Genomic DNA, 22,351 nt, shown 5'->3' on the forward strand with positions numbered 1-22,351 from the left:
GTATTCAGATTCGTGTATTCAGGGAGAAGTGCGCGCAGGACGTCCGCGGCAGAGGTGTGAAATTCACACCCCGAACGTGCGCGCGGCTGTGCCGAACCGAGCGCTACGCGGCGAAGGCGTCAGGCGTCGAAACCGTCGAATCCGTCGCCGTGCAGGGCTTCGTTCATCGAGGCATCCGCATATCCGCGGCAGTAGTCCCACGTCACGTAGGCCTCCGGCGTCGGATCGTAAGCGGGCTCGTGCGGGCGGACCGTGCCGTCGACCAGCAGTTGCAGCAGGTTGGCGCGCAGCATGTCCCAATCGTGGTAGTGGTCCTGCCGGCAATCCTCACAGCTCACCACGAGACCGCGGATGCCCCGGTGGGACAGCAGCGCCTCGTACACCGCGAGATCGGCGAGATCCTCTTCGACCGCTAGGCGCTCATGGGGGTCCAGCGGCTCCCCAGGCTCAATGGCATCGAGCGCGGCCGACGGGTCGGAGGGATCTCCGGCGAAGGGGTCCGGCGGCAGGCCAGGTGGTAGATGGTCACGCACAACCCCACGGTACGCAGAACCACCCCCTCCGCGCCAGCGCTGAAGGCATTTTGACGCGCTTGTTGCGCGGCTGTCACCCTCGCCCACCACTGTGTCGGAGGCGACGAGGTCGCCCCCGCAGGCGGCCGATACCATGGGTACACAGGCGCCGGGTAGCACGCTTCGGCTCCACCATCCATCAGCTGTTCTCGATCGGTACCGAGGTCCCGGAATGCCGGGCCGGAGTGCCGTATCGGTGCTTTCGAGGTCCAGGAGGGGTCGATCAGATGAGTAGTCCCGTGATGGGCGAACGAGCCGTCCGCCCGCATACGGGTGGTGACGATCCGAACAAGATCGCCATGCTCGGCCTCACGTTCGACGACGTGCTGTTGCTGCCGGCCGCTTCCGATCTGATCCCCAGCTCGGTCGAGACCTCGAGCCGGCTGACCCGCGAGATCACGCTGCGCACCCCGCTGGTGAGTTCGGCGATGGATACCGTCACCGAGGCGCGGATGGCGATCGCCATGGCCCGCGCCGGCGGTATGGGCGTATTGCACCGCAATCTCTCCGCTGCCGATCAGGCCGCCCAGGTGGAGACGGTGAAGCGGTCCGAGGCCGGAATGGTCACCGACCCGGTCACCTGCCGCCCGACCGACACCCTCGCCGAGGTCGACGCCATGTGCGCGCGGTTCCGGATCTCGGGTCTGCCCGTGGTGGACGAGACCGGTGCGCTGGTCGGCATCATCACCAACCGGGACATGCGTTTCGAGGTCGACCAGAACCGCCGGGTCGCCGACGTGATGACCAAGGCGCCGCTGATCACCGCCCAGGAGGGCGTCACCGCCGAGGCCGCGCTGGGCCTGCTGCGCCGGCACAAGATCGAGAAGCTGCCGATCGTCGATGGCAACGGCCGGCTGCGCGGGCTGATCACCGTCAAGGACTTCGTCAAGACCGACCAGTACCCCAACGCGACCAAGGATCGCGACGGCCGTCTGCTGGTCGGCGCCGCGGTGGGTGTCGGCGAGGACTCCTGGTCGCGCGCGATGAGCTTGGCCGATGCCGGGGTCGACGTGCTGATCGTCGATACCGCCCATGGCCATCAGGCCCAGGTGCTGCAGATGGTCGCCAAGGTCAAGAACGAGGTCGGCGACCGCATCCAGGTCGTCGGCGGCAATGTCGCCACCCGCGAGGGTGCGGCGGCGCTGGTCGAGGCCGGCGCCGACGCGGTCAAGGTGGGTGTCGGTCCCGGCTCGATCTGTACCACCCGCGTGGTCGCCGGCGTCGGCGCCCCGCAGATCACCGCGATTCTCGAGGCCGTGGCCGCATGCCGCGCGGCCGACGTGCCGGTGATCGCCGACGGCGGTATCCAGTTCTCCGGTGACGTCGCCAAGGCCATCGCCGCCGGTGCGTCGACGGTCATGCTCGGCTCGCTGCTCGCCGGTACCGCCGAATCCCCGGGCGAACTGATTCTGGTGGGCGGCAAGCAGTTCAAGAGCTACCGCGGCATGGGTTCGCTGGGCGCCATGCAGGGACGCGGACAGGGCAAGTCGTACTCCAAGGATCGCTACTTCCAGGACGACGTGCTCGCCGAGGACAAGCTGGTCCCCGAGGGCATCGAAGGGCGGGTGCCCTTCCGCGGTCCGGTGAACCAGGTCATCCACCAGTTGGTGGGCGGTCTGCGCGCGGCCATGGGGTACACCGGTTCCCAGTCGATCGCCGACCTGCAGCAGGCGCAGTTCGTGCAGATCACCGCGGCGGGTCTCAAGGAGAGTCACCCGCACGACATCACCATGACGGTCGAGGCCCCGAACTACACCGGCCGCGGCAAGTAGCAGCCGGGGCGAGGGCGACGACGAAGTCCTTGCGACGGCCCCACGGTCGCCGCGGCGGCGCTTGCCGAACGAGGCGAGGGGGCCGGCCCCGTGGTCCGGGCCCGCAAGGCGGCCTTCCGGATCGGAAAGCCCGCCGCTGTGTCACGGGTGACGGAAGTGCTTCCGGGACAAGGTGTGTCATCGCGACGCGTCGCCCCAAGGGGGTCTCTGGGATACCGGTCTGTCGTGTCGATGCGTGACCGCGCTCGGCCCGTCTCGCTGCGCCAGGTCCGACACGGACCGCCCCCGGCGTATGGCGTACGCCGGGAGCTGGGAGGATGGACGCGCGTCGGCATGAGATCGCCGCGACGTCGTGGCGCCGGCGCGCGAGTTCGTCGCACACACCGGCGTGGCAGAACACACTAAGGAGAGACATCAGTGCGGGACATGGTCGAGATCGGGATGGGTCGGACCGCCCGGCGTACCTATGAGCTGGACGATGTCGACATCGTCCCCTCGCGGCGCACCCGGTCGTCGAAGCAGGTGTCGTTGGCATGGCAGCTGGATGCCTACCGATTCGACATCCCCGTGGTCGCGCATCCGACCGATGCCCTGGTGTCGCCGGAATTCGCGATCGAACTGGGCCGCCTCGGCGGACTGGGCGTCATCAACGGCGAGGGACTGTGGGCGCGGCACGCCGATGTGAGCGCTCGCATCGAGCAGCTGGTCGAGGTGGCCGAGCACAAGGGGCCCGAGGCCGCGGTCGAACTGCTGCAGGAACTGCACGCCGCGCCGATGCAGCCCGACCTGCTGGCCGCCGCGGTCGCGCAGGTGCGCGCCGCCGGAGTGACGGTCGCGGTGCGGGTGAGCCCGCAGAACGCGCGCGCCCTGACCCCGGGTCTGGTGCAGGCCGGGATCGACCTGCTGGTCGTCCACGGCACCATCATCTCCGCCGAACACGTCGGCGGCGCGAGCGCGGTGCCGGCCGGAGATTCCGGCTCGTCGGTGGAACCGCTGAACCTCAAAACCTTCATCGCCGAACTGGATGTGCCGGTCGTGGCCGGCGGCGTCAGCGATCACCGCACCGCCCTGCATCTGATGCGCACCGGCGCCGCCGGCGTGATCGTCGGTTACGGCTCGATGCCCGGCGCCACCACCACCGGTGAGGTGCTCGGTATCGGTGTCCCGATGGCGACCGCGATCGCCGATGCCGCCGCGGCCCGCCGCGACTACCTCGACGAGACCGGTGGTCGCTACGTCCACGTGATCGCCGACGGCGACATCGTCTCCTCCGGTCAGCTGGCCAAGGCCATCGCCTGCGGTGCCGACGCGGCGATGCTGGGTGTGCCGCTCGCGCTGGCGCAGGAGGCGCCCGGCCGCGGCTGGTACTGGCCCTCGGCGGCCGCGCATCCGTCGGTGCCGCGCGGCGCGCTGCTGCAGTTCGCCGAGCCGGACGAGCAGCCCGCGCTGGAGAAGGTGCTGTACGGCCCGTCCAGCGATCCGTGGGGGTCGGTGAATCTCGTTGGTGGCCTGCGTCGTTCGATGGCCAAGGCCGGATACTGCGATCTGAAGGAATTCCAGCGGGTCGGTCTCAGCGTGCGGGCCTGAGATTTCGCGCAGTCAGGTGAGCCGGGTCAGCACATCCCCGCGCAGGAAGTCGCGAATCGCGGCGTTGACCTGCGCGGGGTGGGTCATGTTGACCGCTTGACGGGCGTCCGCTATTTCGCAGAAGCGTGATTTGACCAGCCGGCGCGCCATTTCCAGTGCGTGCGCGCGTGGGATTCCGGCCTGGGTGGGATGGATGACCAGTGCGGGACAGGTGATTTCGCCCAGCCGGTCCAGAATCGAGTCCCGGGCCAGCAGACATCCGGCCGCGGCCTCGAGTTCGTGCGGATCGCGTGCCAGCCACCGCTTGGTCCAGACCCCCCGGTACCAGGCGTCGTCTCCGATCAGCCAGTGCGCCATGTGCTCGGCGAGGGCGTGCCGGATATTCGGCTCCCGCCAGTGATCCAGGAAGCGGCGTGAGGTCGCGAGTTCCTGCGGGGTCGGGCTGTGCGCCTCGGTCGAGATCAAGATCAGCGCGGCCACCCGTTCGGGAGCGAGCAGGGCGGTGCGCATGGCGCTGAACCCGCCCTGCGAGGTGCCGCCGACCACCGCGCGTTCGACGCCGAGCTGATCCAGCACGGTCAGTGCGTCGCGGGCCGCCGTCCAATAGGTGAAGGGCAGCCCCTCGTCGCGGGTGCGGCCGTGTCCGCGCGCATCCCAGGTGACGATGCGGAACTCCGGTGCCAGTGCGGCCGCCTGCGATGCGAACATCGTTCGGTCCATGAAGAATTCGTGCCCCAGCAGCACCACCGGACCACGGCCACCGGAATCCTCGTAATGGATCTCGGCATCGATCGCACGGGCGAATGGCACGAGCACGAGGATAGCGGTCGCCGACAGCTGCTGCTCCGCCTTCGCGATCAGTCGTCAGGGAAGGCGGGGGTGGATATGCGTTGGCGGATAGGCCGTTTCGGAACGCCGCCGGCACCGGCCGATATGCCCGGCGTCGAACCGGCGGAGTGGGGGCGGTCACGGCCGCGCGTGGCAGACTTGCCCGCTCTCGAGGTGCGCTGATGCGCTCACTAAACTGTGCGGGTGGCAGAAACCCAGCGACCAGTTCTCGTCGTCGACTTCGGGGCGCAGTACGCGCAGTTGATCGCGCGGCGCGTGCGCGAATCCAGCGTCTACTCGGAGGTGGTACCGCATACCGCGACCGTGGAGGAGATCGCCGATCGGCGGCCGCTGGCGGTGATCCTGTCCGGCGGCCCGTCCAGCGTGTACGCCGAGGGCGCGCCGCAGCTCGATCCGCGGTTGTTCGACCTCGACATTCCGGTCTTCGGTATCTGCTACGGATTCCAGGCGATGGCGCAGGCCCTCGGCGGCACGGTGGCGCACACCGGCACCCGTGAGTACGGCCGCACCGAGCTGAACATCGACGGCGGCGTGCTGCACGGCGGACTGCCGACGGTGCACCCCGTGTGGATGAGCCACGGCGACGCGGTCACCGACGCGCCGGCCGGCTTCGAGGTCACGGGGACGACGGCCGGTGCGCCGGTCGCGGCGTTCGAAGATCGCGGCCGGCGGCTGGCCGGTGTGCAGTACCACCCGGAGGTTCTGCATTCGCCGCACGGTCAGCAGGTGCTGAGCCGGTTCCTGCACGAACTCGCCGGTATCCCTGCGTCCTGGACCGCGGCCAATATCGCCGACGCGCTGGTCGAGCAGGTGCGCGGGCAGATCGGCGACGGGCACGCGATCTGCGGCCTGTCCGGCGGAGTGGACTCCGCCGTGGCGGCCGCCTTGGTGCAGCGGGCCATCGGAGACCGGCTGACCTGTGTCTTCGTCGATCACGGCCTGCTGCGGGCCGGTGAGCGCGAACAGGTGCAGCGCGACTTCGTCGCCGCCACCGGGGCCAAACTGGTGACGGTCGACGCGGTGGAGAAGTTCCTCGGTGAACTGAAGGGCGTCACCGATCCGGAGGAGAAGCGCAAGATCATCGGCCGGGAGTTCATCCGGTCCTTCGAGGATGCGGTCGCCGAGGTCGTGAAGTCCACCGGCACCGAGGCCGACGGTGGCGGACCCGCGGTCGAATATCTGGTGCAGGGCACCCTGTACCCGGATGTGGTCGAATCCGGTGGCGGCTCCGGCACCGCCAACATCAAGAGCCACCACAACGTCGGCGGGTTGCCCGAGGATCTGGAATTCGAGCTGGTCGAACCGCTGCGGCTGCTGTTCAAGGACGAGGTTCGCGCGGTCGGCCGCGAGGTCGGGCTGCCCGAGGAAATCGTTGCGCGCCAGCCCTTCCCGGGGCCGGGCCTGGCGATCCGGATCATCGGCGAGGTCACCCCGGACCGGCTGGAAACCCTGCGGCAGGCCGACGCGATCGCCCGCGAGGAACTGACCGCCGCGGGTCTGGACGCGCAGATCTGGCAGTGCCCGGTGGTCCTGCTGGCCGATGTGCGCAGTGTCGGCGTGCAAGGCGACGGCCGCACCTACGGACATCCGATCGTGCTGCGGCCGGTGTCGAGTGAGGACGCCATGACCGCGGACTGGACCCGCCTGCCCTACGAGGTGCTCGAACGCATCTCCACCCGTATAACCAACGAGGTGGCCGAGGTCAATCGCGTGGTGCTCGATGTGACCAGCAAGCCGCCGGGCACCATCGAATGGGAATGAGCGGCTGTCTCTACCGATAGCGGAGAAGGGGCCTTCCAGCATCGGCTGGAAGGCCCCTTCTTTCTGGTTGTGCGCCCTCTTCCCGAGGCTATTTCTTCCTTCGCGGCGAGATCACCAGAGCGATGCCCACGACCACCGCCACACCCACCACGATCCAGCCCACCGGCACCGCACTGTGGAAGGGCCAGGACGTGGGACCGATGAAGGCCCAGACGCTGACCAGCAGGGCGAGTATCCCGGCCAGCAGCAGCGAGAACGACGGTCCGCGCCCGCTTTCGGTCCGGGTGTCGGCCGTTTCGTTGTCAGCCACGTTTCACCTCCGCGTTTCCGGCGTGGACATCGACGTCGAGAGTGAGGATCGGCCCGTCGGGCGGTCCGGTGGGCCCCTGCGGGCAGGTCACATCGCCCATGCTGGCGTTGCAGGTGGTGTGCAGGCGCATCGAGTCGGGCACCAGCACCCGGAAGTCGCCCATCTGGACGTTCACGTGGACCGTGCGATTCTCGGTGAGAGGCAGTTGGCGCAGGTCGAGTGTGCCCGATCCCATGGTGATCCGGTATTCCGAGGCCAGATCGGCGGCTGTGGCCGGGGTCCAGACGTGGTCGCCCATGGCCCCGCGGTCGAATTCGACGGGGCCCACCATCGAGGCGAGGATGACGAATCCCGCCAGCGGCGCCAGCACCACCATCAGCCCGTATCCGCGTCGCAGGAAGGCCCCGGCGATCAGGCCCAGGCCCACGACGGCGAGTGCCACTGCCCCGATCCGAGCGGGCGTCATCCAGTCCGCCCCGGCCGCGGCCACCGCTCCCGCGGCCGCTGCCGCCAGTACGGCGAGACCGATCACTACGGGAGTGAGCCGGGAACGCGGACGCGGCGCAGGGACGACCGCGACCGGGCGTTGCGGGGTGGGGGCGGGCAGGTCCCAGGCCATCGGCGCCACGCCGAGCGGATCCCAGCCGGCCGGGGTGGGGCCGACATGCGCCGGGTCCGGGATCGGACGAGTGCCGTTGGGCCGAGGTGCGGGAGGAAGTGTCGGACCGGGACGGGCGCTCCCGCCGGGACCGGCGGTATCGTCCGGGCCGGACTCGTCCTCGGTCGCGGAGGTGCCGGTCGGCGCCGAGCCGGAATCGACGGTGAGCGGCCGAGTCAGCGCGACTGTGGGGCGATCATCGGCGGCCGGCACCTCGCCGGAGGGCGAATCCGCCTCGGCGACAGAGTGTTCGGATGTGCCGCCGGGATCGGCCGTGACAGCTGAACCCGCGGCTCGGCTCGACGGACCTTCGGTCGAATCATCTTCGGCCGCAATGATTCCGGTCGTTACGCTCGCATCGCCCGGCGAATCGGCACGGGCCTCGTCCGGACGGCCTTCCGTCGTCCCCGAGGCCGGGTCGACCCGCAGCGGGGCAGTCGCGGCGGAGTCGACGATCGGTTCGGTCGTCGCCGGAACATCGGCGTTCGAGGCCGGTGCCGACGCGGTCGGAACCTGCCCTCCCGCAGGGGTATTCGGGTCCGGTTCGTAGTGGTCGGGCAGTCGGGTGAACGGACCGTACTGACTTCCGCTCCACGGCGACCCGCCCGGGAAACTCGCCCCCGGATATCCCGTCGCCGCGATACCACCCTCAGCCATCGGCGGATACGAGCCGTCGAACGGCGGTTCCGGTTGCCGCATGTACAGCAACCACCAGCCGGCCACCATCAGCGCGAAACTGATCACCCCCGAGCCACCGAGCCCGACGCCCACCGGGCCCATGGTGGTGACCGCGATCGCCAGGGCGACGATCAGCACGATGGTCTTGGTGGACGACTGCGAACTCCGCCCGCGGCTGATCAGGCCCTCCGCCGGTGATACCGCATCACCCGCGGAGGGGAGCAGTAACCATGCCGCCAGATACAACACGATGCCCGCACCACCGAAGATCGTCGACACCACGAACGCGACCCGGATCAGCACCGGGTCCACGCCGTAGCGACGGCCGAATCCGGACGCCACGCCGGCGACCGGGCTCTGTCCCGGCAGCCGTGTCGGACGCGTCCGCCACAGGTGCTGGAGCTGTTCGCTGAATCCCGTCCGGCTCGTGCCGCCGGTCCCGCCGCTCGCTGTGGTCATAGCTCAATGGTGGCCGTGAGCAGTATGGAATGGCATCGGGGTTCACCCTGAAAACGAACCTGAACTACTGCGGGACCGACGTCATCCGGCCCGGACGAGCTCGTCTACGGCGACACGAGCCCTGTTCGATAGGCGATGACGACGAGTTGGGCGCGGTCGCGAGCGCCGAGTTTGGCCATCGCCCGGCTGACGTGGGTGCGGGCGGTGGCCGGACTGAGGAACAGTTCGGCGCCGATCTCGGCATTGCTCATGCCCTGGCCGACCAGTGCCAGAACCTCCCGTTCACGTTGGGTGAGTACCGCGAGCCGCTGTTCGGCGGCGCGGTCGGCGGTGTGCCGAGCCGTGAACTGGGCGATCAGACGGCGAGTGATGCGCGGAGCGAGCAGCGCGTCACCGGCGGCGACCACGCGAATACCGTGCAGCAACTCGGCCGGACCGGCATCTTTGAGCAGGAAGCCGCCGGCGCCGGCCTGCAACCCCTCGAACACATAGGCATCGGTGTCGTAGGTCGTCAGGATGAGAATGCGTACATCGCGCAGCCCTGTGGTGGCGGCGATTTCCCGGGTGGCCTGAATGCCGTCCATCGTCGGCATGCGGATATCCATCAGTACGACATCCGGGCGCAGCGCACGAGCTTTCCGCACGGCTTCGCTGCCGTTCGCGGCCTCCCCGACGACCGTGATGTCATCCTCGATATCGAGCAGGAGCCGAAAGCCCGATCGCACCAACTGCTCGTCGTCGACGAGGAGAACCTTGATCGGAGTGCCGCCGCCCGATGCGTCTGCCGCGGTGCTCACAGGGGCACCGTTCCCCTCGTGGCCAAGGGGAGCCGGGCTGTGACCGCGAATCCTCCGTGTGGGAGCGGGCCCGCGTCGAGGTCACCACCGAGGAGCCGGCATCGCTCGCGCATGCCGAGGATGCCACGCCCGTCGGTTCGCGCTCCGCTGATCGTTTCGTGCGTCGTAAGGTGCGTCGTAAGGTCTACCGCGCCGGTCGTCTTGGCGGCCGGTCGCCGTCCCTCGTCGGTCACCCGGACCTCCACCTCGCCGGCACGGTAATCCAACTCGACCGCGATCCGCGTCGGCCCGGCATGGCGAATCACATTGGTGATCGATTCCTGCACTATGCGGTACACCGCGGCGCCGACTGCGCTGGGTATCTCGGGAGGTGGTGGGAGCGTGTCGAATTCGACCTCGAGCCCGGCGTCGCGGGCCACGGCGGTGAGTTCGCCGAGCTGCGCGAGGCCCGGATGCGGGGCGCGCTCGTCGTTGTCGTCACGAAGGACGCCGAGGATGGCCCGCATTTCCGTCAACGCCCGGGAGCTGGTCCGCTCGATGATTTTCAGGGTCTCGCGCGCTTGTTCGGGACGTTTGTCCAGCACGTGCGCGGTGACGCCGGATTGGACGTTGATGACGGCGATGGCATGGGCAACCGTATCGTGCACTTCGCGGGCGATCCTGAGACGTTCCGCGTCGACCCGCGCGCGGGCCTCCTCCTCCCGTGTACGTTCCGCCAGTTCGGCGCGTTCCACGGCTTGTGCCGCAATGTATTTCCGCGACCGGACACTCTCGCCGAGCGCGGCGCTCATCACGGCCGCACCTATCCGGAAATAGACCCAGCCGATCGCGGCCGGCGGTTCGACGTCCGACGCGGCGGGCAGCCAGACCGCGGTCAGGGCCGCGATGCCCACTCCGGCCACCACCAGCGAGTGACGCCCGTCTCCGTGCGCGGTGACGGTGTAGATCGCCACGAACAGAGCCAGCCATCCGGGCCCGTCCGGAAAGTCGAGGGCATAGTAGACCGCGCTGGTGAGCGCGGTGACGGCGAATACGGCGACCGGCCGTTGTCGCCGCACGACCAGAACGGCACCCGCGGTGATCAGCAGGACATAGCCGAGATATCCGAAATCGGACAGTGGGCGCAGTACCGATTCGGGTCGGGCACTGTTGCGAACCACCGTGCCCTGGACCTGCATCACGGTGATGAATACCGCCAGCAGCAGATCCTGAGACCAAGCAGGCAGGCGCAGCGGTGCGACGCGGTCCGGCATGTGGCGATCATAGGAGGCTCGGCCCGGAACCACGTCGGGCCGATCGCGCGACTCCGTACGTCGAAGGGCGCGGTCGTCCGCTGATCGTCTACGCCGTACGGCGTGGTCGTTGTGGCCGTACGGCGTGGTCACTGCCGCTCGCGGACGGACGCATCGGCGATTTCCGCGCGCGAGGATCGTCTGTGTCCACAACCGACGCCGGGCCGTGCGACCCGTCGTCAGACCGGAAGGATCCGCGATGTCTGTGCTCGAGGTGTTCACCGTGCCCGGGACCGCCCCCATATCCGTTGTCGCCGCCGGTTATGAACTCGGTGTCGGGCGAACAGTTCCCAGCACCGCGGCGGTCGTGGGGTTGATCAGTGTGATCGCCGGTGGCCTGGCGGTCCGATCCCGCCGCGGCGGTGCCGGCCGCGCGCGGGCCGTGACCGCGGTGCTCCTGGGACTCGCCGGCGCGATCGTCGGCGGAATTCACGGCGCCAACGCCGCCGGCGGCCTCGGCACCGGCAACGGCTTGGCCGGTGCGATCTTCGCGGTGGTCCTCGGCCTGTGCGGGGTGGTTCTCGGCGGCTTCGGTCTGATGCGCGTCCGCGTCGAGTGACAACTGTGGGCGGCAGTCACACCGAGATCGGGAATCCGGGTATTTCCCGATGGTCGGTTGTCGGAGTGACGTGCCAGTATCGAAGGCGTGTACCCCTCCATGCCCGCATTCGACGCGCGTTCGGGGTTCGACGGTCGCGTGGGGTTCGAACCTCGTGCCGGTGTGGACGGTCTCGGGCCGGACGGCCGGGGCGCCGATCCGGTGTTCGAACAGCCGCGGTTGCTGCGGCGATCCGGTGGCCGGGTCGTCGGCGGGGTCGCGGGCGGTATCGCCGACCACCTGGGGGTCGACGTCTTCAAGGTGCGGATGGCGTTCGTCTTGCTGTCGGCCTTGATGGGGGCGGGGATCGTGGCCTACGGGCTGCTGTGGATCTTCACGTCCTCCGGTGCGGACGGGCCACCGCCCACGGCTTCCGAGCGGCGGCAGGCGGTCGGGCTGGTGCTGCTCGGACTGGCGCTGTCGGTATCGATGGCGTGGCTGTTCAACGGGACCGCGGCGCGGGTGGTCGCGCCGATCATCGTGGTCGCCGTCGGTGCGGCGCTGGTGTGGCGCGAATTCGATGCCGAGGGACCGCGTTCCATCCTCGGCCTGCCCGCCCGGCCGACCGTGCTCACCTGGACGCGCATCCTGGCCGGGGCGACGCTGATCGTGGTCGGGCTGGGTGTGGTGGTGCTGGCCCGCATCGATCTGAGTTCCCTGGGTTCGGCGCTCATCGCGGTCGCGGTCACCTTGATCGGCGTCGGCCTGCTGACGGTGCCGCTGTGGTTGCGCATGATGCGCGCCCTCAATGCCGAACGAGCGGCCCGCATCCGCAACGAGGAACGTGAGGAGATCGCCTCACATCTGCACGATTCGGTCCTGCAGACGCTGGCGCTGATCCAGCGGCAGGCCGACGACCCGCAGGAGGTCGCCCGGCTGGCCCGCAGCCAGGAGCGAGAACTGCGGAAATGGCTGTTCGAGGATTCCATGCCCGCGCAGTCGAGTCTGGCCGCCGCGCTGCGCACGATCGCCGGTGAGGTGGAGGACCAGCACGGAGTGCAGGTGACTCCGGTGACCGTCGGCGACGTCTCGATGGATGTCGGCGATACCGGATACGGCCTGCCGAAGGAACATTTCACGGCCCTGCTCGGCGCCACCCGGGAGGCGCTGGTCAACGCCGCCAAACATGCCGGTGTGCCGACCATCGACGTCTTCGCCGAGGTGGAACCGCATCAGGTCAGTATCTTCGTGCGCGATCGCGGCACCGGTTTCGATCCGGCCGCGGTGCCGGCTGACCGGCAGGGCCTGGCGAAATCCGTTCACGCCCGGATCGAACGCCGCGGCGGCACCGTCGAGGTTCAGACCGCACCCGGCCGCGGCACCGAGGTGCGAATCATCATGCCTCGCAAGGATTCCGAGGGGCAGGAAGAATCCGCCGCCGCCCGCGCCGACCGTGCCGAGTGCGGGGATGCCGAGTCCGCGCGTTCGGAGGCGCACCGTTCCGGCACGGCGGGCGAGACCGCCGACGCGAGCCGCGCCGGTGATTCGCGCAGCGCCGAGACGACCGAGCCGCGAGGGGAAACCGCGGATACCGGCCCCGCCCCGGGCAGGTCGCGGTAGCGGACGGAGCGTGCGGAGATGGGGAGGCATGCACCCCGGCAGCGGTACCGGCTCCGCCCCCTCGATGCCGGTTTCGAGCACCCCGACCACCGATGTGGTACCGATGAGGAGTTCGGCGCTGCCGTGCCCGGCAGCGGGTCGGCTCGAGGTGAGGAGAACTGTGACGATCCGGGTTTTTCTGGTCGACGACCACGCCGTGTTCCGGTCCGGGGTGCGGGCGGAGTTGAGCCGCGAAGCCGATATGGATGTCGTCGGCGAGGCGGGCACCGTGGCCGAGGCCGTGGCCGGAATCGACGCCGCGCGGCCCGATGTGGTGTTGCTGGATGTGCACATGCCCGACGGCGGAGGTGTCGCGGTCCTGCAGGGCATCGACGATCGTCCGAACGGTTCGGCATCGGGGAACGGCCCGGTATGCCTGGCGCTGAGCGTCTCCGACGCCGCCGAGGATGTGATCGCGGTGATTCGCGCGGGCGCGCGCGGCTACGTCACCAAGACCATCTCCGGTTCCGAACTGGCCGAAGGCATTCGGCGCGTCGCGGGTGGCGACGCGGTGTTCAGTCCGCGGCTGGCCGGTTTCGTGCTGGACTCGTTCACCGGACGCTCACCGGCTCCCGAACCCCCGCTGGACCCGGAACTGGATTCGCTGACCCCGCGCGAACTGGAGGTGCTGCGCCTGCTGGCGCGCGGCTACACCTATCGCGAAATCGCCGAAACCCTGTTCATCTCGGTGAAGACCGTGGAAACCCACGCCTCCAACGTGTTGCGAAAAACCCAGCAGTCCAACCGCAATGCGCTGACTCGCTGGGCGCACCGCCGCCGCATCGACTGAGTCGCGCCTACATCGCGGCGACGAGGATCGCGATCAGGATGAGCAGTCCGATCAGCAGGCCCGCCGCGATCGCGAGCGGCGCCGCATTGGGTCCGAACTTCGTGAAGTCGATGTCGACGAGCTTCGATTTCCCCAATTTCGGTTGCTGCGCAACGGCACCGGCCGCGGCGACCCGCGGCGGGCGGGGCAGCGGGGCGGAATGCGGACTGCGCAGTCCGGCGGCCGAATTGCGGGCCGCCCAGGCCGGAATGGTGCCGTCCTCGGTGCGGATCGGAGCGCCGAGAATATAAGGCCCGGTGCCGGGACCGAATGCGGCGGTGAGGATTTCCTCGCGGGCTTCGGCCATGGTGGGGCGACGCTGCGGCGCCGGTTCCATCATGTGCAGCAGCACCTGGGTGAGCGGCCCGCTGCGAGTGGGCGGAATGATCTGTGCCATCGCCGCGCGCGTGACGATGACGTCGTTGTCGTCGTCGAATCCGTACGGCGGATGTCCTTCGATCGCGGTGTAGAGCGTTGCGCCGAGGGAGAATACGTCGCTGGCCGGGCCCGGCTGAGCACCGCGCGCCACCTCCGGCGGCAGATAGGACGGGGTGCCGGTGATTACGTCCTCCGGTTCGTCGAAAGCCTCACCGGCACTGGAGATACCGAAGTCGCTGAGTTTGGCCATCCCCACCTCGGAGCCCCGATCGGCGACGAGGATGTTGCCCGGTTTGATATCGCGATGCACGATTCCGGCGGCATGGGCGGCGGCCAGCGCATCGGCCACCTGCGCGCCGATCTGCGCGACCTCGATGGGGGAGAGGGTGTCGGCCAGCGCGAGCGCCTTGGCGATGCTGCGCGAGGGCAGATATTCCATCACCAGCCACGGTTCGCCCGCCTCGAGCACCACGTCGTAGACGGCGATCGCGTGCTCGTGTGAGAGCTTGGCCGCGACCCGGCCCTCGTGCACGATCCGATTGCGTACCTCGGTCGCCTCGGCCTCGCTGAGTCCGGCGGTGGTGAGCACCTGTTTGATGGCGACCTCGCGGTTGAGCAGCCGATCGGTGGCGAGCCATACCGCACCCATACCGCCGCCTCCGAGTTTGGACTGCAGGCGGTAACGGCCGGCGACGAGATAGTCGGGGCCGACGATGGGGCGGGCGCGTTCGGTCACGGCGCGAGAATAGCTGAAAACCAGGGCGACCGGCCTGCTTCGGACCAGGGTTGGCGGCGGTCACAGCCCGGCGGGCGGCCCGTCGGCTGCCCCCGAGGGGTGGTGTGGACAACAGCCGCGACCGGTGACGGAACAGTCGCACTGGGGCTGATGTGACACGTGGGCCGGTGCGGCTTGACGGAGACCGGTCGGAAGGTTCTACTGTCACCGGATCGAACGTATATTCGATTATGATCGATAGCTGAATCGGTGCTGATCCACTCGACGGAGCTTCTGACGTTGTCGAGGGATGCGGTCTCCGCCGGTGGGCGAGGCAGAGGAGGAGCGGAATGTAGTCGATGTGGCGGTGCGGTGCATCGGGTGCGGTGGAGTCCATTCGGTGAGAGATAGGTGGTCGGCGAGATGGGTTCGGCTGGGGATGCGCGGGCCGTGCAGCTGGCGGAGCTGCGGCGGCGGATGGCCGCGGTTCCGGCCCGTGGGGTCGAGGTCGTGGAGCGCCCGCCGACAAGCGCTGAACTGCGCAGAGAGCTTCTTCCCATACCGCCCGCGCTGGCCGGGCTCCTGCCCGAGGGTGGGATGCCGAAGGGGGCGGTGGTGGCCTACTCGGGCGCGGGTTCGCTGTTGACCGGCCTGCTGGCCGCGGTGACCGGCGGCGGGGGCTACGCCGCGGCCGTCGGCTTGCCTCGGCTCGGACTGCTCGCCGCCGCGGAGATGGGTGCCGATCTGGGCCGGCTGGCCGTGGTGACCGAACCCGGCCCGGATCCGGTGGAGGTCGCCGCAGTGTTGCTGGATGGTCTGGATCTGGTGGTGGTCGGCCTGGCCGGTATGTCGGTGCCACCCAGCCGAACTCGAATTCTCGCCGCCCGCGCCCGCAGCAAAGGGGCCACGCTCGTGGTGACCGGTGGCGCCTGGAGCGGTCCGACGCTGCGAATCGACACCCGGGTCGCGGGCTATTCGGGCCTGGGGCGTGGCCGCGGCCGGTTGCGATCGGTGCGCTTGAACGTCTGCGTGCGCGGCCGGTCCGCACCGGAGCGCACCGGCACGCTCGACCTGTGCCCGCGCGACGGCCGGGTCGAATGGCTTGTACCGGAATCGGATTCGCCGCCTACTGCGCTGTCGGCAGTGGGGGCGTGATGAAGCGCCCCGGGTTTCGTGTCCTGGCGGTGTGGTGCCCGGACTGGCCCGCCGCGGCGGCGGCCGCCGTGGCCGACCTCTCACCGCTGCGGCCGGTGGTGGTGCTGCACGCGAATCGGGTGGTGGCCTGTTCGGCGGTGGCTCGCGACGCGGGGGTGCGGCGCGGTCTGACCAGGCGCGAGGCGCAGGCGCGATGCCCGGATCTTCATGTGGCGCAGGCGGATCCGGACCGCGACGCGCGTCTGTTCGAACCGGTTGCGACGGCCGTGGACGCGACGGTGCCGGGAGTAGAGGTCTTGCGTCCCGGCCTGCTGGTACTCGCCGCCCGCGGCGCCGCTCGCTACTTCGGTTCCGAGGAGGAGGCCGCCGAACGCCTGGTCGACGCGGTCGCCGCACTCGGTGTGGAATGCCGGATCGGCATCGCCGACGAACTGTCGGCCGCGGTGATAGCCGCGCGCCGGGCGCAGATCGTCGCGCCCGGCGCCGCCGCGAATTTCCTCGCGCCGCTGCCGGTAGGCGAGTTGGCCGTCGAGCCGAGCCTGGCTCCGCCGGAACGTGCCGAACTGGTGGATCTGTTGCACCGCTTGGGTTTACGCCGCATCGGCGATTTCGCGGCCCTCACCCCCGCCGAGGTCACCTCCCGTTTCGGCGCCGACGCGATCCGGGCGCACCGGTGTGCCCGCGCCGAACCGGAGCGTCCGCCCTCGGCGGCCCCGGCCGCCCCGGATCTGGTGGTGGAGTACCGGTGCGATCCGCCGATCGAGCGGGTCGATGCCGCCGCCTTCGCCGGCCGCATGCTCGCCATCCGGTTACACGAGCGCCTGGCGGCGGCCTCGGTGGCGTGCACCCGGCTGGCGGTCCACGCCGAAACCGCGGGCGGGGAGCAGCTGTCGAGAATCTGGCGCTGCGCGCAGCCGCTCACCCCGGAAACCACCGCGGACCGGGTGCGCTGGCAGCTGGACGGCTGGCTGACCCATCGCGCCCTGATCCACGGAAAACGCGGACGGGCGGGCGATTCCGAACCGCCACCGTCCGCTCCGATCACGCTGCTGCGCCTGGAACCGGTCGAGGTGGTGGCGGCCGGTGCGCTGCAGCTCGGACTCTGGGGTGGGGTCGGCGAGGAGGATCAACGCGCTCGTCGTGCCTTGACTCGGGTGCAGGGTCTGCTGGGCGGTGAGGCGGTGCGGATCGGTGTCCTCAGCGGCGGCCGCGGTCCCGTCGAGCGCGTCACCTTGATCACCTTCGGTGAGGAATTGGTTCCCGCCGCCGATCCCAGCCTGCCGTGGCCGGGCCGGCTGCCGCAACCGGCCCCCGCGGTGGTGCTGGTCAACCATCCCGAGGTTCGGCTGGAGTCCGGCGACGGCAGCCCGATCTGGCTCACCGACCGCGGCATGTTCACCGCCGAACCGGCCGAATTGCACTGGGGTAGCAAGTCGTGGCGGGTCGCGGGCTGGGCCGGCCCCTGGCTGCTGGACGAACGCTGGTGGGCCACCGGCGATTCCGGAGGCGCCGTCCGCGCGCAGATCCTGCTCGACACCGAGGAGCGTGCCCTCCTGTTGCTCGGCTACGACCACATCTGGCACGTGGAGGGACTCTACGAATAGTGGCCGGCGCCGCCGGTGCCCCAGGGCGCGGGCTATGGAACACCCCACAGGCTGCGGCGACGGCGCCCGCGGCGACGTACCCTGGCTGATCGTGGAGTCGAACGTCATCCGGGTGCCCCTGGCGGGGGTGCAGATCGCCTATCGGGATTCGGGCAGCGCGGCGACGCCGCATCCGCTCTCGGAGGTCCCGGTGGTGCTGGTGCACGGGATGGGTGGCGACGGCCACACCTGGGATCGCTTCGCCACCGCGCTGATCCGATCCGGACGCCGGGTGATCATTCCCGATCTGCGCGGACACGGCCGCAGCGAGCACACCGCCTCCTACCGGTTCGAGGATTTCGGCGCGGATCTGCTGCGCCTGTGCGATCGTCTGGAACTGACCACCGTCGATCTGGTCGGGCATTCGCTCGGCGGATACGCCTGCTCGTGGGTGGCCATCGAACGCCCGGCGCTGGTCCGGCGGCTGGTCCTCGAGGAACAGCCGCTGCCGCTGCGCTCCGGTGACGAACAACTCACCCTCACTCGGCGGCTGCCGTCCGTGCCGGAACTGTGGCATGCCACCACCAGTCTGCTGCGTCACCCGCGTGCGGTTCTGGCCTTCGACCGGTCGATGACCACTCCGGCGCTCGAGCAGTTCCGCAAACCGCATCCGGAATGGTGGGAGCGGCTGGCGGATATCACCGCGGCCACGGTGATGTTGCGCGGCGGTCCCGGCGGCATGGTCGATCCGGAGAAGTTGGAGATCTTCCGCACCAGCGTGCCGGACTGCCGGGTCGAGGTCTTCACCTGCGGGCACAGCATCCATCGCGACCGGTATCGGGAGTTCGCTTCGGTGGTGCTGCCGTTCCTGGAGCACTGAACGTGGGGGCCGATTCCCGTTCCGCACCACCGAGGTCGCAGGCGCCCGCGAGCAATTTCGACGGGCTGCCGTGTGCGGTGGCGGCGGCCGATATTCCCCTGCCGGGCAGCGCGACCCGGGTGAGCGGCTGGCTGTGCATCGAACACCCCGGCGCCTGGGGCCGCGATGTGATCGGCGACGCGGTCCTCGGTGCCGAGCTCACCGCCGAACTGGCCGCCCGCACCAAGGCCGCCCGCGTCCGTCCCACCCTCATCCGGCGTCCTGGACGCGGCGAATTCACCGGTGTGCGAACGGTTCTGCTCGCCGCCTCCCGGCCGCACGGATCGTGGTGTGAGCGTCTGACCGTCACCGATCCGAAGCAACTTCTCGATATCGACCTGCACGTGCTGAACGGTCCCGCGCCGGGAATCGGTGAACGCGTCACCGATCCGGTGACCCTGGTGTGCGCCCACGGTAAGCGCGATCAGTGTTGTGCCAGGCTCGGCCGTCCGATCGCGGCCCGGCTGGCGGCCGAATATCCGGATCAGGTCTGGGAGTGTTCGCATACCGGCGGGCACCGGTTCGCGCCCGCGATGGTGATCCTGCCCGAGGGGTTGACCTACGGCCGGGTCGAGGGCGAGGACGCGGTCCGAGCGGTGGCGCAGGTGCGGCGTAACCACCTGTCGCTGACGGGGTTTCGCGGACGAAGCGGCCTTTCGCCGGTCGAGCAGGTGGCGGAGATCGCGGTGCGGGAACGGGTGCCGGCCGCCCTCGACCAACTGACGGTGACGGCTGTCGAGCCGGAAATCCCCGCCTCGGATCCGGCGACCTTTGCCGGCGCCGCGGAAGTGGTCCACGCCGATGGCCGCCGGTGGCTGGTCACCACGCGGACCGTCGGCTATCCGCCCCGCCAGGCCGGCTGCGGTGCCGCCCCGAAATCAGCATCGGCGATCGTTGCCGACGAAATCCGCCAGCGCGCTTGATATTTCGCCGTCGCACCCGGCTACGTGCCGGTGACCGGCAGGGTGCCGAGGAGCAGCGGAGCCGGACACCGGATTCCGGTATGCGAGAGCGCGACCGCCGCCGCCGCGTTCACCAGTAGGTGCCGGGAACCAGCCGGGCGGCGCGGCGCAACGTCGTGCGCGTGACCCGTCCCGCCGCCGACGGCATGCGCTGTGGTTTCGCCCGCAGCGCGGGCGCTTCCGACTCCGGCTCGTCCTCGACCGGCAACTCGCCCTTCGCGGCGGGGGAGTCCGGCAGCGCCCGGTAGTACCGGTGCATGACCCGATCCTTGATCCCCGGCGCGAACAGCGTCCCGTATTCGGCCAGGGTGCCCACCGGCACATCGATACGCCGCGGCCGCTCGCTCAGCGCACGCACGATGGTGGCCGCCGCCCATTCGGGAGATTCCGAGGGCCCCTGCTTACCGCTGGGCGCGATCATCGGCGTCCGCACCAGCGGCATGTGAATGGTCGTGAAAGTGATGTTGTCGGAGAGCATCTCGGCCGCCGTGACCTCCGCGAACTTGTCCAGGGCGGCCTTGCTGGCGAGATAGGCGGCGAACCGCGGTGTGGCGATCTGAACACCCGCACTCGAGATGTTCACGATGTGGCCGGATTTGCGCTCCCGCATCTGGGGCAGCAGTGCCAGCGTCATCCGCACCGCACCGAAGTAGTTGACCGCCATGGTCCGTTCGAAATCGTGCAGCCGGTCGGTGGATCGGTGCACGGCGCGCCGGATGGAGCGGCCGGCATTGTTGACCAGCATGTCGACGTGGCCGTGGGTGTCGAGAATCGCTTGCACGGTCCGGTCCACCGAATCGGAATCGGTGACGTCGCACTGGTAGGCGTAGGCCCGCCCGCCCGCGGCGGTGATCTCCTCGACCACGGCGTTCAGTTCCGCGCCGCGCCGCGCGAGCAGCAGCACCACGGCGCCCTTGGCGGCGATCGCAGTCGCCGCCGCCCGCCCGATCCCGGAGGAGGCGCCCGTGATGACGACATGTTTCCCGGCGAGATCCCGGCGTGCCCGCCGACGGGCCAGATAGCCGTGTTCGGCCGCGTGGATATCCGACATCGCTGCTCCCTTGCAGGTCGATTTCCCTCGAACTTACTCCAAAGTAAGTTCGGCTGCCAAGGGGCCGGTGTGCATCGGCGGGGGCTCAGGCGGTGAGCCGGTCGTCCTCACTGATGAACAGGGTCGCGACGACGCTGATCACCGCGGTCGCCACCAGATAACCGCATGCGAGCCACGGGGTTGTGCCGCCCGCCGCGATCAGCGCGGTGACGATCATGGGGGTGATGCCCGAGGCGTAGATCCCCGAGACCTGATAAACGAACGAGAGTCCGGTGTAGCGCACCTCGGGCGGGTACAGCCCCGCGTACAACGTGCCCTGCGCACCGTAGAACAGGGCGTGCGCGACACCGAACACCGCGGTGATCGCGATCGTGAAGACGACGATATTGCCGGCCTCGAACAGTGCGAATACCGGATACACCAGCACGCCGTACGCGGCGATACCGGCGATATAGACCCGGCGCGGACCGAATGTGTCGGTCAGATTCCCGGATACCGGAATGAGTGCGGCCATCACGACCGCGGCTATGGTGACCGCGAGCAGTACCGGGACCTGTTCGAAACCGAGATGCCCGGTCGCGAAACTGATCGCGAAGACGCCCCAGGTGTTGAACGCCGCGCCCTCGCCCCACCGCGAGAGCAGGCCGAGTACGGTGTTGCGCCGGGTGCGCGCGTTCCGGAACAGTTCGACCACAGGCACTTTCGAGATTCGATTGAGCCGGTCGATTTCCCGGAAGGCCGGCGTCTCGTCGATCTTCAGCCGCACCACCAGGCCGATAACCACGAGAACCACACTGGCGCCGAAGGCGATTCGCCAGCCGTAGTCGAGAAATGCCTGTTCGGTCAGGACCGAACGCAGCAGGGCGAAGACACCGGTGCCGAGCGCGAGGCCGAGCGCCAAGCCGATCTGCGGATAGCTGCCGAACCGGCCGACCTTCGTGAGGGGACTGTGTTCCACGGCCAGCAGTACCGCACCGGCCCATTCCCCGCCGAGTGCGAAACCCTGCAGAATTCGCAACGCCAGCAACAGAATCGGCGCCGCGATGCCGATTGCGGCGCTGGTCGGCAACACGCCCATCAGCGCGGTCGATCCGCCCATGATCGCCATGGTCAGTGCGAGAGTTCGTTTCCGCCCGATGCGGTCGCCGATATGGCCGAAAACCAATCCGCCGATCGGGCGCATCACGAAACCGACCGCGAATGTCGCGAACGACAACATGGTTCCGACGAACGCGCTCGTATCCGGGAAGAACAGTTTGTTGAACACGATGCCCGCGGCGGTGGAATAGAGGAAGAAGTCGTACCACTCCACCGTGGTGCCGATCAGGCTCGCCGCCACCGCGGTCCGGGTTTCGGCAAAGCCGAGATGCTCCGAATGAACCTCATGCTGCCCTGCGGCGCGCGTACTCGCCGGCGCGGACTCCAGTACAGACATGGGGTCCCTTTCCTTCCCGCCGTCGATTCGCCCCGTGACAGTAGGGCGAGCCGATCTCCGCGAAAAGGATTCGAATCAGCGAGATTCCAGCGGCGAGTATCGCGGCGGTCCGTTCCGGTCCGCGGTCGAGGGTCTTTCGCCTGGTCAGCCGGCGACGGTGGATGCCCAGGGCGGAGCTGCCGCCGGCGCGGTCGGGGTCGCGGTATTCGGCACGCTGGTGGCCGGTGACTTCCTCGACGACCTGCGGACGTCGCTGGTGATCGCCGTCCTCGTACTGCTCCTCGCCCGCGGTGGTCGGCGGGATATTCGTCCGGACCCGCTGATCGCGGCGGGGCCACCTTCCCGAACGCTGTGCCCGCGAGTTAGCATCAGTATCGAATATACGTTCGAAC

Annotated in this window: 19 protein-coding genes; 10 read left to right on the forward strand and 9 right to left on the reverse strand. The window is 69.2% G+C overall.

Annotation, left to right across the window (positions count from 1 at the left end):
- Window positions 1–119: 119 nt before the first annotated feature.
- The gene (locus tag C5E41_RS24875; protein WP_025347353.1) at window positions 120–533 is read right to left on the reverse strand and encodes a DUF5319 domain-containing protein; all 414 of its coding nucleotides are present in this window, start codon (window positions 531–533) and stop codon (window positions 120–122) included.
- A 266-nt stretch (window positions 534–799) separates the two neighbouring features.
- Between C5E41_RS24875 and guaB the strand changes: the two genes are divergently transcribed.
- Together guaB and C5E41_RS24885 are read left to right on the forward strand one after the other, a co-directional pair.
- Window positions 800–2,344, forward strand: coding sequence for an IMP dehydrogenase (guaB, locus tag C5E41_RS24880; protein WP_258081238.1), 1,545 nt, complete (start codon window positions 800–802; stop codon window positions 2,342–2,344).
- 417 nt (window positions 2,345–2,761) lie between these two features.
- A complete protein-coding gene (locus tag C5E41_RS24885) occupies window positions 2,762–3,931 on the forward strand; it encodes a GuaB3 family IMP dehydrogenase-related protein (protein WP_104378170.1) in 1,170 nt (389 codons plus the stop codon).
- 12 nt (window positions 3,932–3,943) lie between these two features.
- Here the strand turns inward: C5E41_RS24885 and C5E41_RS24890 are convergent, their stop codons facing one another.
- Window positions 3,944–4,741: an alpha/beta fold hydrolase gene (locus C5E41_RS24890; protein ID WP_104378217.1), complete on the reverse strand. Its 798-nt coding sequence runs from the start codon at window positions 4,739–4,741 to the stop codon at window positions 3,944–3,946.
- Window positions 4,742–4,957: 216 nt separating this feature from the next.
- On the opposite strand from C5E41_RS24890, the gene guaA reads away from it, so the two are divergent.
- Complete coding sequence (gene guaA / locus C5E41_RS24895; protein ID WP_439956421.1) at window positions 4,958–6,541, forward strand: glutamine-hydrolyzing GMP synthase; 1,584 nt, start codon at window positions 4,958–4,960, stop codon at window positions 6,539–6,541.
- 88 nt (window positions 6,542–6,629) lie between these two features.
- Here guaA and C5E41_RS24900 read toward each other — a convergent pair whose 3' ends face one another.
- The 4 genes from C5E41_RS24900 to C5E41_RS24915 all read right to left on the reverse strand — a co-directional run bounded on the left by C5E41_RS24900 (window position 6,630) and on the right by C5E41_RS24915 (window position 10,696).
- The gene (locus tag C5E41_RS24900) at window positions 6,630–6,851 is read right to left on the reverse strand and encodes a hypothetical protein (RefSeq protein ID WP_104378172.1); all 222 of its coding nucleotides are present in this window, start codon (window positions 6,849–6,851) and stop codon (window positions 6,630–6,632) included.
- Window positions 6,844–8,646 carry a PspC domain-containing protein gene (locus tag C5E41_RS24905; protein ID WP_104378173.1) on the reverse strand — a complete coding sequence of 601 codons (1,803 nt, stop codon included), beginning with the start codon at window positions 8,644–8,646 and terminating at the stop codon, window positions 6,844–6,846. The genes C5E41_RS24900 and C5E41_RS24905 overlap by 8 nt, the downstream gene beginning before the upstream one ends.
- 104 nt (window positions 8,647–8,750) lie before the next feature.
- Window positions 8,751–9,443 carry a response regulator gene (locus C5E41_RS24910; RefSeq protein ID WP_104378174.1) on the reverse strand — a complete coding sequence of 231 codons (693 nt, stop codon included), beginning with the start codon at window positions 9,441–9,443 and terminating at the stop codon, window positions 8,751–8,753.
- On the reverse strand, window positions 9,440–10,696 hold the full coding sequence (locus C5E41_RS24915; RefSeq protein WP_104378218.1) for a sensor histidine kinase: 1,257 nt from the start codon (window positions 10,694–10,696) through the stop codon (window positions 9,440–9,442). Before C5E41_RS24915 ends, C5E41_RS24910 begins: the two co-directional genes overlap by 4 nt.
- A gap of 238 nt (window positions 10,697–10,934) precedes the next feature.
- Here C5E41_RS24915 and C5E41_RS24920 point away from each other — a divergent pair, with 238 nt between their 5' ends.
- From C5E41_RS24920 to C5E41_RS24930, 3 genes are all read left to right on the forward strand, one after another.
- Window positions 10,935–11,294: a DUF6223 family protein gene (locus tag C5E41_RS24920; protein WP_104378175.1), complete on the forward strand. Its 360-nt coding sequence runs from the start codon at window positions 10,935–10,937 to the stop codon at window positions 11,292–11,294.
- Window positions 11,295–11,393: 99 nt separating this feature from the next.
- A complete protein-coding gene (locus tag C5E41_RS24925) occupies window positions 11,394–12,893 on the forward strand; it encodes an ATP-binding protein (RefSeq protein ID WP_104378176.1) in 1,500 nt (499 codons plus the stop codon).
- A gap of 166 nt (window positions 12,894–13,059) precedes the next feature.
- A complete protein-coding gene (locus C5E41_RS24930; protein ID WP_036498325.1) occupies window positions 13,060–13,722 on the forward strand; it encodes a response regulator in 663 nt (220 codons plus the stop codon).
- 7 nt (window positions 13,723–13,729) lie between these two features.
- Here C5E41_RS24930 and C5E41_RS24935 read toward each other — a convergent pair whose 3' ends face one another.
- Complete coding sequence (locus tag C5E41_RS24935; protein WP_104378177.1) at window positions 13,730–14,875, reverse strand: serine/threonine-protein kinase; 1,146 nt, start codon at window positions 14,873–14,875, stop codon at window positions 13,730–13,732.
- A gap of 402 nt (window positions 14,876–15,277) precedes the next feature.
- Between C5E41_RS24935 and C5E41_RS24940 the strand changes: the two genes are divergently transcribed.
- From C5E41_RS24940 to C5E41_RS24955, 4 genes are all read left to right on the forward strand, one after another.
- Window positions 15,278–16,009: a hypothetical protein gene (locus C5E41_RS24940; RefSeq protein ID WP_104378219.1), complete on the forward strand. Its 732-nt coding sequence runs from the start codon at window positions 15,278–15,280 to the stop codon at window positions 16,007–16,009.
- Entirely contained in the window at window positions 16,009–17,613 is a 1,605-nt protein-coding gene (locus tag C5E41_RS24945; protein ID WP_104378220.1) for a DNA polymerase Y family protein, read from the forward strand. Before C5E41_RS24940 ends, C5E41_RS24945 begins: the two co-directional genes overlap by 1 nt.
- 34 nt (window positions 17,614–17,647) lie before the next feature.
- Window positions 17,648–18,472 (forward strand): alpha/beta fold hydrolase, encoded by an 825-nt coding sequence (locus C5E41_RS24950; protein ID WP_104378178.1) that lies wholly within the window; start codon window positions 17,648–17,650, stop codon window positions 18,470–18,472.
- 65 nt (window positions 18,473–18,537) lie between these two features.
- Window positions 18,538–19,434 carry a sucrase ferredoxin gene (locus tag C5E41_RS24955; protein ID WP_104378221.1) on the forward strand — a complete coding sequence of 299 codons (897 nt, stop codon included), beginning with the start codon at window positions 18,538–18,540 and terminating at the stop codon, window positions 19,432–19,434.
- 109 nt (window positions 19,435–19,543) lie between these two features.
- On the opposite strand, the gene C5E41_RS24960 is transcribed toward C5E41_RS24955, so the two are convergent.
- On the reverse strand, window positions 19,544–20,524 hold the full coding sequence (locus C5E41_RS24960) for an SDR family NAD(P)-dependent oxidoreductase (RefSeq protein WP_104378179.1): 981 nt from the start codon (window positions 20,522–20,524) through the stop codon (window positions 19,544–19,546).
- Window positions 20,525–20,609: 85 nt separating this feature from the next.
- Window positions 20,610–21,959: an MFS transporter gene (locus C5E41_RS24965; protein WP_104378180.1), complete on the reverse strand. Its 1,350-nt coding sequence runs from the start codon at window positions 21,957–21,959 to the stop codon at window positions 20,610–20,612.
- Between the last annotated feature and the right edge of the window lie 392 nt (window positions 21,960–22,351).

Source organism: Nocardia nova (assembly GCF_002933465.1).
GTDB classification, from domain to species: Bacteria; Actinomycetota; Actinomycetes; order Mycobacteriales; family Mycobacteriaceae; genus Nocardia; species Nocardia nova_B.

Excerpts from the sequence above, each read along its gene's own strand:
- C5E41_RS24940 (WP_104378219.1), top strand. The coding sequence starts at position 15,278 with ATGGGTTCGGCTGGGGATGCGCGGGCCGTGCAGCTGGCGGAGCTGCGG.
- guaB (WP_258081238.1), top strand. The coding sequence starts at position 800 with ATGAGTAGTCCCGTGATGGGCGAACGAGCCGTCCGCCCGCATACGGGT.
- C5E41_RS24925 (WP_104378176.1), top strand. The coding sequence starts at position 11,394 with ATGCCCGCATTCGACGCGCGTTCGGGGTTCGACGGTCGCGTGGGGTTC.
- C5E41_RS24950 (WP_104378178.1), top strand. The coding sequence starts at position 17,648 with ATGGAACACCCCACAGGCTGCGGCGACGGCGCCCGCGGCGACGTACCC.
- C5E41_RS24905 (WP_104378173.1), bottom strand. The coding sequence starts at position 8,646 with ATGACCACAGCGAGCGGCGGGACCGGCGGCACGAGCCGGACGGGATTC.
- C5E41_RS24915 (WP_104378218.1), bottom strand. The coding sequence starts at position 10,696 with ATGCCGGACCGCGTCGCACCGCTGCGCCTGCCTGCTTGGTCTCAGGAT.
- C5E41_RS24960 (WP_104378179.1), bottom strand. The coding sequence starts at position 20,524 with ATGTCGGATATCCACGCGGCCGAACACGGCTATCTGGCCCGTCGGCGG.
- C5E41_RS24945 (WP_104378220.1), top strand. The coding sequence starts at position 16,009 with ATGAAGCGCCCCGGGTTTCGTGTCCTGGCGGTGTGGTGCCCGGACTGG.
- C5E41_RS24920 (WP_104378175.1), top strand. The coding sequence starts at position 10,935 with ATGTCTGTGCTCGAGGTGTTCACCGTGCCCGGGACCGCCCCCATATCC.
- C5E41_RS24965 (WP_104378180.1), bottom strand. The coding sequence starts at position 21,959 with ATGTCTGTACTGGAGTCCGCGCCGGCGAGTACGCGCGCCGCAGGGCAG.